We start from the raw sequence: 11,564 nt of genomic DNA, 5'->3' as shown, positions 1-11,564 counted from the left end.
GTTGTGCTGAGTTCGCGGACCGGCGCCGGTCCCGTCCACACAAACACCTATGGCTTCGACGGGTCTGAATCCGACCTGTTGTCACGCAACCTCATCCCGGGGGGATACCTCGACCCCTTCAAGGCCCGTATCCTCCTTCATTTGCTTCTTGCGTCAGGAGCCGATTCGCTTCAGATTCGGGATGCTTTTGCGACGGTTGGTCATCGGAGGTAAGAGGTTCGCCTCCTGATCACCCAACGGCCACTGAAAGGGGACAACCAATATGCGTGCCAGCGAGCTGACAATAGGGCGTACCTTCGGCGTCACCTTTGACCACGGCGACGACTTCATGACGGCGCTTTCCGAATTCTGCCAGAAGAATAATGTCCGGCAGGGGTATATTCCCATGTTTATCGCGGGCTTTGCCGAAGCAGAGATCGTGGGTACGTGTGAGAAGTTGGAGAATCCTGAGGCCCCCGTATGGACTAAGGTTCATCTCGTCAACGCCGAAGCCATGGGGGGCGGGACGATAGCGCAGGACCCCGCAACCGGGGACATTCTTCCGCATATCCACACCGCACTCGGACTTAAGGAGCGTGCCGCAGATGGATTCACAAGCCACCTGCTATCCGCAAAGGTGCTGTTCCTTACCGAGATGCTCGTTGTCGAAGTTCTGTCACCAACAATGACAAGGCCGAAGAACCCCAACTTGTATGACGTTCCGCTGCTTACATTTGGCAGTTAGTGGGGACTGGCGTAGAGGCAATCCGGAAGGGACTGGTATCGCGTGTCGGAACCGGCCTTTGTGCGTATCGCATGCGAATACGCGCGGCGTATCCGTGGTGGGGGAGTTGCCGCCCGATGCCCATGGGATCGCTACGACGGTTTCCGGTTCCTTGTGGCTCTTCGGTAACCTCGCACCCCGGTGATAGGGCATGATCACGTACTACCCGCGTACAGAAGGCGGCACGTACGGGGTGTTTCCCCAGGTCAACGCCATGACTTCGACCGGTCTCCGGAGCCGGGTGCGTAGGTTCGAATCCTACAGGGGGCACTCGACTTTGATCAGCGAAATCCAGGCACTGACCAGGGCGAACAGCATACGAACGGGCGGGTCTCCAGTCTCACGGAGTTCCGCCCGTTCTCATTGGCGCTCGCCGGTCGTGGACCAGTTGCGGACCAGCGATCACAGGGTCAGCGCGGTCTCGATGTAGAGGTCGTTCTGCTCCTGGCGGCTGTCCAGCCATGCGGTACCGCTTTCGACCGCGTCGTACCCTTGGCCTTTGTGCGAGTTGAGGTGCTGGGGCCGGTTCGGGCCTTTGCCGACGACGGTGCGCCCATTGACGTCGGCGGCGTGATGGTGCGCGCGCTGCTGGCCCGGTTGGCACTGGCCGAGGGCGAGCCGGTGTCGGTCGACACCCTCGTCGCCGACCTGTGGGGAGAGCACGCGCGCGGGGGTACCGTCAACGCGCTGCACGGGCTGGTGCACCGGCTGCGCAAGGCGCTGGGCGAGGCCGGGGTCCTGGAGCGGGCGGCCGGTGGATACCGCCTGCATGTGCGCGCCGACGACGTCGACGCCCACCGTTTCGAGGAGAAGGCGAAGCGCGGCGGTCGCGAACTGGCCTCGGGCGCCGCGCGGCGAGCCGACTCGTTGCTGGAGGAGGCGCTGGCGCTGTGGCGGGGGGACGCGCTGGCCGACGTGCGCGACACCCCTTTCGCCGGTACGGCGGCGCCCCGCCTCGAAGAGTTGCGCGTCGCGGCCACCGAGGACCGGTTCGAGGCGGAGCTGCGGCTGGGCCGCCACGACGAGATCCTGGCCGACATGGCGGCGATGGCCGCCGTCCACCCGTTGCGTGAACGGCTGGCCGGGCTGCGGATGCGCGCCCTGCACGCGGCGGGCCGCCAGTCCGACGCGCTGGCCGTGTTCGAGCAGGTCCGCGGCACGCTCGCCGAGGAACTGGGCGTCGACCCGTCCGGGGAACTGCGCAAGACGCACCTGGCGGTGCTGCGAGGCGAGCTGAAGAGCCCCGAGGCGGAACAGACCCGGCCGGAGGCGGTGCGGGGACGGCTGCCGGCCCCGCTGACCAGTTTCGTCGGCCGGTCGGATGAGCTGAGACTGCTGGCCGGGTCGCTGGAGACCTCCCGGCTGGTCACCGTCGTGGGGCCGGGAGGCGCGGGAAAGACCCGGCTGGCCGTCGAGGCGGCGAGCCGGCATCGAGCCCATCGGCGGGGCCGCGTCTGGCTCGTCCCCCTGGCCGGGGTGACCACGGCCGACGGCCTGCACGAGGCGGTGCTGGGCACGCTCGGCCTCGCGGACGTCCAGTCTCCCGGCACGCCGCTGGAGCGGGTGGTCAACCTGCTGGCCGGTGGCGAGGGTGTGCTGGTGCTCGACAACTGCGAGCAGATCTCCGGTCTCGTCGCGGAGTTCGCCGGGCACCTGCTGGAGCGCCAGCCGTACCTGACCGTCCTGGCCACGAGCCGGGAACCGCTGGAAGTGATGGGCGAGACGTTGTGCCGGCTGGGCCCGCTCGGCCTCCCGCCGGCACACGCCGACGCCGCCCTGGCCGCCGAGTCGGACGCGGTGCGCCTGTTCCGCGATCGGGCGACGGCCGTCCAACCCGCCTTCGCGATGGACGCGCCGAGCGCGGCCGCGGTCGTGGACATCGTGCGCCGGTTGGACGGGCTGCCGCTGGCACTCGAACTGGCTGCGGCGCGGCTGCGGACCATGAGCGCCGAGCAGGTCGCCCAGCGGCTGGATGACCGCTTCCGGCTGCTCAGCACCGGTAACCGGGCCGCCCAGCCTCGCCAGCAGACTCTTCACGCGGTCATCGAATGGAGCTGGGACCTCCTCACCGAGCAGGAGCGCGTCCTCGCCCGCCGGATCTCGATCTTCCCCGCGAGAACCGGGATCGCCGCCATCGAGGCGGTCTGCTCGGACGGGACGCTCCCCGCGAGCGAGGTCGCCTATCTCGTGGACTCCCTGGTCGACAAGTCCATCGTGGAGCGGGCCGGCGACGCCTACCGGATGCTGGAGACCGTCCGCGCCCACTCGGCAGACAAGCTCCGCCTCGCGGGGGAGGCCGAGGCCGTCCTGCGCGAGCTCGTACGGCACTTCGCCGGCCTGGCCGAGGAGCACGAGCCGCTGCTGCGCGCGGACGGGCAGGCACAGGCGCTGATGCTGTTCCAGGCCGAGTACGACAACCTGGTGTTCGCCCTGCACACGGCCGTCGAGACCGGCGACGCACACGCGGCCGCCCGCCTCCTCGGCCCGCTGTACTGGTACTGGGTCGTGCTCCGCTTCGACGCCCGGGCCAACGCCTACGTCGCCAAGGTCGCCGCGTTCGGCGAGGCGCTGCCCGCCGACGCGCGGGCCGCGTTCACCGCGATCCACCAGGTGGTCGGCGAGGGCGCGCCGATCACGGACCCGGAGCGCCTGCGCGCGCTCATCGGCGACTGCGTGCGTACGGGCGCGCTGCGGCGTTATCCGATGCTGCTGACCGTCGTGCTGCCCATGGCGGCGATGATCGGGCCGGAGGAACTGCTCGACCAGGAGATCACCCGGGTGCGCGGCGGCTCGGACCGCTGGGCGATCGCCTGCACCCTCATGATCGAAGGCTTGCGCCACCGCGAGCGAGGCGACCGGGAGAACTCCGCGACCGCGACGGCGGCGGCGCTGCGCGCCTTCGAGGAGACGGGCGATCGATGGTGGACGGCCAAGGCGCTGTACGGCCTGGCGCAGATCCACGCCATGGGCGGCGAACACGACCAGGCGATCGCCGCCTACGAGCGCACCATCGCGATCGCCACCGATCTCGGCTCACAGGACGAGGTCTCGACCCGGCTCGGGCTCGCCGCCGAACGCATGCGCGCCGGCGACCTCACCGGCGCCGGGCACGACATCGAAGTCGCCGAACGAGCGGCCTGGGAGCGGGGTCACACCGTACTGGAGATCGACGTCCTGGGCAGCCGGGCCGAGTTGTATCGCCGCCGGGGCGAGGTCGAACGGGCCGGCCAGGAGCTCGATCGGATGGAGGCGCTCGCCCACCAGGCCCGCATCGACGCGGAGACGATCGAGAGCCGGCTGGCGCCCGCCAGGATGTCGAACCTCCTCACCGCCGAGAAGGCCGCGCCCGCGCGGGCGTTGCTGCCCCGGGCCGTCCAGGCCGCGCAGGCGGTCATGGACGTCCCGTCGGCCGCCCATCTCCTGGCCCGGCTGTTGTTCCTGGAGGGCGATCCGGCCGGCGCGGCCACCGCGCTCGGCCTGAGCCAAGCCCTCCGAGGCACTCTCGACCACGGCGACGTCGAGCTGCGCGTCTTGGCGGACGCGCTCGCGGAGCGGCTCGGCCGTACCGGCTATGACACCGCCTACCGGGAGGGCGCCGTCTTGACTGCCCAGGAGGCCGTCGACCGGCTGAGGTGAGGGGGCGGTCAGCCGGAGCTCGGCGATCTTCCGGTTGTGAACCGGCTCTGGCGTTCCACCCCCCATTCGGCCAGCAGCAGCGAGACGACGAGGCTGAGCCAGACGCCGATACTCGTGGCGGTCTGCAGCATCAGGGTTTCGCTGCCGCCGAAGGCGGTGTCCGTCTGCCCTGCCAGAGTGATGATCGCGGGCACGTTGATGACGCGGCTCATGATGATCGACATGGTCAGCGCGAAGCTCCTGATCATCCACTTGCGATGGTCTGCCACGCGGCGGCGGCGGGCCATGCGCAACGCGATGACCGTGACGGTGATCCACAGGACCGCGATCAAGAGGTTGGCGACCCGGACGGAGGGGCCGAACGGCGTGTTCCAGCCGATGTACAGGCCGAGGACCCCGGCGGGCAGCACTCCGCCGAACACGTAGATCCGGCCGGTGATCTTGTGGCCGCGCCAGTGCCGCCGCCGGAACCGGGGCCAGATCTGGAAGCAGGAGGCGACCATGGCGACGGCACCGAACAGGACATGGGCCACCAGGATCGGGTAATAGACCGCGTCGCCTTCCGGCACCTCTAACTGCGACAGGGCCGGGTCGAAGGTCAGGTAGCGCGGTACGGAGAAGCCCAAGAACGCCGCGACCACCAGCAGCAATGGTCCGATCCAGGGACGCTGCCACCACGCGGGTGCCGAGCGCGGGGCGGTGGTCTTGGGGAGTTGTGCGGTCATCGGTATCCGTTCGGAGAGGAGTGTCGAAAAACTATGTACACCATACGTAAGAGTGTATGATGTACATGGTTTTTCCGACGAACGGATGGGTGGATGTCGACGACTCACAGTGGCAAGGGCAGTGACCTGGAGCGCAGGCTGGCGTTGCTGTGGATCGGGCACACACCAGGTCAGCGGGGTCCCAACGCGCAGCTCACCGTCGATGCGATCGTGCGCGCCGCGATTCGCGTGGCCGACGCCAACGGGCTGGAGACGCTGTCGATGCAGCGGGTCGCCGCCGAACTGGGGTACTCCACGATGTCCATCTACAACCACGTCCCCAGCAAGGATCTGCTGCTGGAGTTGATGGCCGACGCCGCCGCCGGTGAGCCGCCGCCGTCCGAGGACACCCAGGACTGGAAGGGCGCCGTCCTGCGATGGGCGGGCCACCTGTGGGCGACATTCCAACTACATCCCTGGATCCTGCGCATTCCGCTCGATCACGCACCTATCGGGCCCAACCAGCTCACCTGGCTCGACCGGCTGTTGCGCCATCTGCTGGTCGGCGGCCTGGCCGGGAGCGAGGCGATGGCGGCGGGTCTGCATCTGATCTCGGCGGTCCGCGGCGCGGCACAGGTGAGCGCCGACCTCACCGGCGGCCACCGAACGGAGGAGCCGCCCGGCCAGGCGGCGCGACTGCTGGCCGAACTCATCGATCCGCGGCGATTTCCGGTGCTGGCCGCCGTCAACGCGGCCGCCTCATCGCACGAGGAGAACGGGACCGACGGCGGCCACGACCTGCCCGCCGACCTGACGTTCGGGATCGGCCGGTTCCTGGACGGCATCGAGGTCTGGGCCGGATCTCCGAAGAGGTGATCTCCCCGACGGGCGTGTTCTGTCCCGTGATCTCGCTATATTTCCGCTCATGTCCTCGGATGAAGTGATCCTCCCCGTCCTGCCCGACCCGCCGGACGGCCGGCCCTGGCAGGCCCCGGCCGCGCTGGAGGAGCGGCTGTACGGCCTGTGCCAGGCGAGAGAGGCGGGCGACGAGCGCGCGTCCTACGACTACCTGCGGGTCATCGCCGCCCAGGGGCTTTACCGGCCCGTCCCGATCCACGCCGGCGTGGACGCGCCGCCCGTCGTCATCACCCTGTCGGACGGCACTCGCGTCGTGGTCGTGTACACCGCAGGAGTGCTGCCCCAGCCGCACGACGAGATCGTGTACGAGTTCGTCACCCTCCACCGCCTCGGCCGACTCTGGCCGGACGACGTCGAGGCCCTGGGCGTCAACCTGCAGACGCCGTGCGAAGCGTGGTTCGCCTTCGACGAGGAGGAACGCGAGATCTGGACCGAGCTTACGCAGGACCTCTTCCGGCCCGACGACCTCGCCGACCGCGTCGAGACCCGCAGGACGGGGACGCCCGCCGACAAGGAGACGCTGCGCGGCCTGGCCTGCGGCGCGCACCTCTGCTACGCCAACGGCGACGCCTGGAACACCCTCGACTGGCACGGCGCCGGCTTCAGCGCCGAGGTCGAGCGGCTCGCCGAGTCCTGGGGCATCACCGACCACGACTCCTGGGCCGACACCCAGCAGCGGCTGCTCGCCTGCGAGGTCAGCCCGTGGGCCTGGGACTTCACGCTCGACGCGCGCACCTGGCTGCTCCAGCAGTTCGGCCGCGCCGACATCACACTCTGGCGCGACACCGTCGAGCAGACGCTGCGCGACCGGATCAGTGGGAGCGTCCCGGAAGAGGAGATCGAACGGACGGCCACAGCCCTGCGCCTCCTGGTCGGCCAGATCGCGCGGTACGAGGCCCGCTTCCGCGCCGACGGGCTGCTGCCGCCCGACGGGCACGTGCGTACGGTCGCCGCCTGGGACCTGGGCCGGGCCACCATGGTGGCCCGCTGGGGCCTCGGCGCCCGCCACGCGACACAGCACGAGATGCGGACCGCCGTCGAACGAGCCGGCGCCGACGTGCGAAACCGATACGGCGACTGGGCCGAGTTCTCCGCCGGGTACGTCCTGGGCCGGTGCCTGCACTTCGACGAGGAGACGTTCGGTACGTGGTACACGTCCGTCCTGGACGCCCATCACGCGCTGACGTCCGCACCCGACAGCCCCTGGCTCACGGTGCCGCTCCACTGACCGTCGGCCTGCCCCGCGCGAGGGGGCAGGCCGGGGGACCGTCAGCCGCTCACCGGGGTGAGCCTCCAGCGCTGGACGTCGGATCCGTTCGCCTGACGCAGCCGTACGTCGCCCCGTGGGACCACCGGCGGCTCGACGTTCCACAGCAGGTCCTCGGCGGGAACCTTGATGACGTGGGTGCCGCCTCCGGCCGCCTCGATGGACCAGGTGGTCGGTGTGTCGCCGGTGACGACCGGGTCCCCGGCCGAGGTCTGCCGCACTTCGGCGTAACCGGGCTGCCCGACCAGGCCGAGACCGACGTTCTTGATCGTGTAGCCGTTCCCGGTGCGGGCGATCTCCCACAGCTCGAACGGGCCCGGGTTCTCCCGCGTGCTGGAGACGAAGACCGCTTCGCCTGCCCGGTAGGCGCGCAGTGAGGTGTCGGAGGCCACACTGGTGATCCGGTAGGTGCCCGCCTCGGGCGCCGGGGCCGGTGTCCGGGCGGTGGCGGCCGCGGCCAGGCCGCTCACGACCCAGGAACCGAGCAGTAGGGACGTCATCAGCGCGGCCCTCATGAGACCGCGGGCGCTGCGGCCTCGGTACGTCTTCGACAACACTCCTCCTTGTGCGACTGATCGACTACGGAACATCGAGAGGATGCTCCCCGCATCCAAGTGATCAGTCACTCTGCGTAAGTGAATGTAACGCCAAGGAATCGTGGTGCGGTCGTCCGTGGCGTCAGATCCTCCACCGTGCGCGCAGCACGCCGTCGGGGTCGGGTAACGCCGCAGCCATCAGCGGGGTCTCCTCCCCCTCGTAGCAGGAGAGGATCAGCACTGCGACGGCCCCGGCCAGCATGGCGGGCAGCGCCGGGTAGTCGGTTTCGCAGACGTACACGCCGGCGAGGTGCCCCTGAGGGGCCTGCCAGACGACCTCGCTCAGACCCTCGTCGGGGAGGTCGGCCAGCGCCGCGTCCACCTCCGGCGACAGATCGGGCCAGACCAGCAACCTGGCCCGTGGGGCGAGCCGGGCCCGCACCGCGCCGACCCCGCCTGGGACGATCCGGTGCCAGCGGGAGGCGTTGGCGACATAGCCCTCCTCCAGCACCACCGCACCGCGCTCGCTGAGCAGAGCGTCGAGTTCCGCCCAGAACGTCGCGTCGGCGGGGCGTCGCAGGTGGTCGTCCCCGTCAAGCTCCGGATCGTACGGTGACCGGCCGATCGGCTCGGCGAAGAGCCCTCGCCGGTGGGTGAGTGCCACCGCGTGCGGGCACGGCAGGGCACTGCCGATGTAGACGTACTGGTCGTAGCCGACGTGGACGAAGAAGCGGTCCTCGGCCTCCAGCCTGCACCACGCACCGTTGTCGCGCAGCATCGCCCGGACCAGTTCCAGGCCGACGGCCAAGGGCACTCGCGCGCCGTCGTGGTAGCCGGTCAGGTCGGGCGGGAACAGCCCGGCCAGCCCGTGACCGTCGATCGGAGGTTCCACCCCGAAGCCGATGACTCCGGCCAGTGCGGGCTCGCGGATCGTGAGGTGGGTGACGCCGGCCTCGCGGGCGAAGGCGGTCACGGCCTCCAGGTAGGCGGCTTCGACCGGGCCATGGTCGCTGTGCACGTCTTCTGAGCCGACGTAGTAGTCGTGTGCGTCGCGGTCCGCCGGGTCATACTTGGTGACCCGGTGGACGTGTGGGCTCAGGTGCGGCGCGGAACCGGGTTTCACCGCTTCATTCTGGTGAAGGCCGACTGCCTGCGACAAATGCCTATCGGGCAGGTACCGGAAGGCTGGCGATGCCTGTCGGCTGGCCAGGGTTGTCGCGGAGGCCGGCCGGTCGCTCGGTGCTTGGAGCGCATCGGGATACCTTTCCGCCGGTGAGGGTTCCCGCTGTGCCCGATGCCGCTGTCGTCGCCCTGCCGCCTGGACGGCCCGGCCGGACTCGCGGGTTACCCCTGTGTCTCGGAGAGGACCGTCCGGGCTTTGATCAGTGCGGCTTCCCTGATCTGCCGGTACTGGCCGATCTGCGGAGCCCATTCCGTGGGTGCCCGCTGCTGGTAGTACGTGAACCGGTCCCGCTCCACCCGTGATTTCCCGGTTTGCACACTGCATTCGGCGTCCGCCGTCGCGATGCGTATCTCTTCGGGATGCGGTTGCCGACGCGGCACGTTCTCGTCCTGATAGATCTCGGCGGCCGCATTCCAGGCGTCGCCCCAGACTTTGTACCAGAAGCCTTTGGAACCCATGCACCGACGCCATGACTCGGCGGCCGCGAGCACCTGGGGATCCTTGCTCCACTGCCCCTTCAGGGGGATACCGAGGCCGTTCACCACTCCGCTGGCCCGGATGAAGGTCTGCAGATCGCCGTACAGCTCCGCATGGGCGGCGCCGATGCAGCCCTCGGCGGGGACGGCCACCTGCGCCATGCCGGGGATCGCCGCCTTGGCGGTGCCGCCGTCGCCGAGCATGGCCTTGTCCCACGCCTTTCGTCTGTCCGGCGAAAGGGATCGGAGATAGGCGGTGTTCAGCTCCTCTGGCGCTGCCGCCTGGTCGGCGGAGCGGTAGAGGCCGTATCCCTCGCGGCGGCTTCTGGTGAGGTCGTCGTTGGTGAGGTCCAGGCGGAAGTGCCCGCCCCAGGATTCGTCGTCGCCCGGTGTGGGCCGGTGGGTTGTGCTGATCGCCGGGTGGCGATAGGTGAACCCGTGCACCGTCATACAGCGCCTGATCCGCATCTGCAACGCCTTGTCGATGGTTCCCTGCTCGTCACGGCTGCCGTAGGCGGCCATGAACGCTGACTCCGGGTCCGCTGCCGCAGCACTCGGAGAAGGCGCTGACGGTGTGCCGCCCGAGCAGGCGGCGAGCGACACGCTGCCCACCACCCCGAGTGCGGTGGCGTACGCCCGATATCCGCTGCGACCCGAAAAGCGAACTCTTCTCATTGATTCTCGCTCTCTCTTCCAGGTGCGCATGGGTCGGTGCGGGGCAGAAAAGAGGCGCCCCGCACCGGTTGGAATTTCTTTCCGGCTAATGTTTACCGAAGACTAGATCCATCGCATTGATTCGCCTCTGCCGCCCGGGTTCAAGTAGCCCCAGGCGTGGTACTGCGGCTGGCTGTAGAGGTGCCCTCTGTAGCTGGTGAGGTCGTAGACCGCGACGCTGGCGCCACTGGTGCCGTTGTTGTAGGCCGACCAGTCGTTGTTCCTGAACGTGGCGCTGAAGGTCCGGACATTGCCCGTCGGCGCGGCTCGATATCCCGTCCCGTTGATTCCGGTCCAGACGCACCAGCTGCGGTTGGGGCACGAGAGCGCCCAGTCCGGCGCGGCGGCGGTCAGCGGGTGGACGCCTGACTCTGCCTGGGGGCCGGGGTGCTGTCCCGCCTCGATGAGTGTCCTGTTGGCGGCGGTGGCGTCCGTCGGGTTGTCCTCGACCGATGGATCGTCGCTGATGGGGGCGGGTGTCCACGTAGGCGAGGGATCTTCGGCGGAGGCGGCGCCGGATGTCGCGACCAGCGCCGCCGCAGCGAGGAGGCCGGCGAAGATGGCCCCTGATAAACGCATGCTGATATCCTTTCGGGCAGCGGATCTTGCGTTCCGCGTGGATTGGTGTACGCGTCGCGCCTGGGAGCTGCTTTCCCGGCTCTTCCCAGGCCGGCGCGCTCCACTTCGCAGCGAAGTAGCAGGCCGTTGCGGCGTCTGTGCTGCGGGTGGAGTATCTACAAACTACGCACAATTCTTTGACAAATCAAGTCGATTTGCGAATTATGCCAACACGGCATGGCCTTCTTTTTCTATCTTGTGTTAACATCTGGGTCTATATGCCTTTTTGGTGTTTCCATATTCTCGAATTACGCAGTCGTCATTACTGAATGCGATTCTGTCGCTGAAGCTTCGGCTTTCGTCGGCGGCTGTCGTAAAAACCCGCTTCGGAGTCAAGCCGAGCCGAGAAAGGCGGGAAAGCTTCGGCTTTCGGTGGCGATGCCCGCTCAGGCGGGCGCGGAGGTGAAGTCCGTGGGGCGGCCGATCGGTTCGACCTCGTCCAGTTCGCGCAGTCGCGCCCCCAGTCGCTCGCGGAGCCGGTCGAAAGTCTCAGGACCCAGCGGCAGCCGTAGCGGCGGCGCGTCCATGCCGACCACCTCGACCACCGCCTGCGCGGCCCGAGCGGGGTCGCCGGGCTGAGTGCCGTCCAGCGCGTCGAACCGCTCCTTGGCCGGTCCCATCACCGGGGCGTAGTCGTCGCCGGGATCCGCCCAGACGATGGACCGGCCGGCGAAGTCGGTTAGGCGGCCTTCGGCAGCAGCATCGCCTCGAACCAGGTGAACACGATGATCCGGCGGAACACGGTCTTC

The 11,564-nt window shown here is 68.8% G+C and carries 11 protein-coding genes and 1 tRNA gene; 6 read left to right on the top strand and 6 right to left on the bottom strand.

From position 1 onward, the window contains the following. Positions 1-3: 3 nt before the first annotated feature. The 4 genes from ABD120_RS28655 (at position 4) to ABD120_RS28640 (ending at position 4,399) form a co-directional block, all read left to right on the top strand. Positions 4-213, top strand: a complete 210-nt coding sequence (locus ABD120_RS28655; protein WP_343953250.1) for a hypothetical protein — start codon at positions 4-6, stop codon at positions 211-213. Positions 214-262: 49 nt separating this feature from the next. Then, complete coding sequence (locus ABD120_RS28650) at positions 263-724, top strand: PPC domain-containing DNA-binding protein (RefSeq protein WP_343953240.1); 462 nt, start codon at positions 263-265, stop codon at positions 722-724. A 250-nt stretch (positions 725-974) separates the two neighbouring features. After that, a tRNA-Ser gene (locus tag ABD120_RS28645) sits at positions 975-1,033 on the top strand. Positions 1,034-1,264: 231 nt separating this feature from the next. Continuing rightward, positions 1,265-4,399 carry an ATP-binding protein gene (locus ABD120_RS28640; RefSeq protein ID WP_343953239.1) on the top strand — a complete coding sequence of 1,045 codons (3,135 nt, stop codon included), beginning with the start codon at positions 1,265-1,267 and terminating at the stop codon, positions 4,397-4,399. Between the two features lie 8 nt (positions 4,400-4,407). On the opposite strand, the gene ABD120_RS28635 is transcribed toward ABD120_RS28640, so the two are convergent. Beyond that, positions 4,408-5,124, bottom strand: coding sequence for a DUF2306 domain-containing protein (locus ABD120_RS28635; protein WP_343953238.1), 717 nt, complete (start codon positions 5,122-5,124; stop codon positions 4,408-4,410). 93 nt (positions 5,125-5,217) lie between these two features. Between ABD120_RS28635 and ABD120_RS28630 the strand changes: the two genes are divergently transcribed. Together ABD120_RS28630 and ABD120_RS28625 are read left to right on the top strand one after the other, a co-directional pair. Beyond that, the gene (locus tag ABD120_RS28630; protein WP_343953237.1) at positions 5,218-5,979 is read left to right on the top strand and encodes a TetR/AcrR family transcriptional regulator; all 762 of its coding nucleotides are present in this window, start codon (positions 5,218-5,220) and stop codon (positions 5,977-5,979) included. A gap of 49 nt (positions 5,980-6,028) precedes the next feature. Continuing rightward, positions 6,029-7,249, top strand: coding sequence for a DUF1266 domain-containing protein (locus tag ABD120_RS28625; protein ID WP_343953236.1), 1,221 nt, complete (start codon positions 6,029-6,031; stop codon positions 7,247-7,249). Between the two features lie 41 nt (positions 7,250-7,290). On the opposite strand, the gene ABD120_RS28620 is transcribed toward ABD120_RS28625, so the two are convergent. From ABD120_RS28620 to ABD120_RS28600, 5 genes are all read right to left on the bottom strand, one after another. Beyond that, positions 7,291-7,788 (bottom strand): RICIN domain-containing protein, encoded by a 498-nt coding sequence (locus ABD120_RS28620; RefSeq protein ID WP_343953235.1) that lies wholly within the window; start codon positions 7,786-7,788, stop codon positions 7,291-7,293. 178 nt (positions 7,789-7,966) lie between these two features. Then, complete coding sequence (locus ABD120_RS28615) at positions 7,967-8,947, bottom strand: RNA-binding protein (RefSeq protein ID WP_343953234.1); 981 nt, start codon at positions 8,945-8,947, stop codon at positions 7,967-7,969. Positions 8,948-9,168: 221 nt separating this feature from the next. Continuing rightward, on the bottom strand, positions 9,169-10,005 hold the full coding sequence (locus tag ABD120_RS28610) for a hypothetical protein (protein WP_343953233.1): 837 nt from the start codon (positions 10,003-10,005) through the stop codon (positions 9,169-9,171). 255 nt (positions 10,006-10,260) lie between these two features. After that, the gene (locus tag ABD120_RS28605) at positions 10,261-10,776 is read right to left on the bottom strand and encodes a peptidase inhibitor family I36 protein (protein ID WP_343953232.1); all 516 of its coding nucleotides are present in this window, start codon (positions 10,774-10,776) and stop codon (positions 10,261-10,263) included. A gap of 425 nt (positions 10,777-11,201) precedes the next feature. Next, a complete protein-coding gene (locus ABD120_RS28600; RefSeq protein WP_343953231.1) occupies positions 11,202-11,435 on the bottom strand; it encodes a Rossmann-fold NAD(P)-binding domain-containing protein in 234 nt (77 codons plus the stop codon). Positions 11,436-11,564 lie beyond the last annotated feature (129 nt).

The sequence above is a fragment of the Nonomuraea longicatena genome, assembly GCF_039525605.1.
In the GTDB taxonomy this organism is placed as follows: Bacteria; Actinomycetota; Actinomycetes; order Streptosporangiales; family Streptosporangiaceae; genus Nonomuraea; species Nonomuraea longicatena.
Note: the sequence above shows the minus strand (reverse complement) of the source record. Positions and strands in the feature narration are given on the sequence as shown.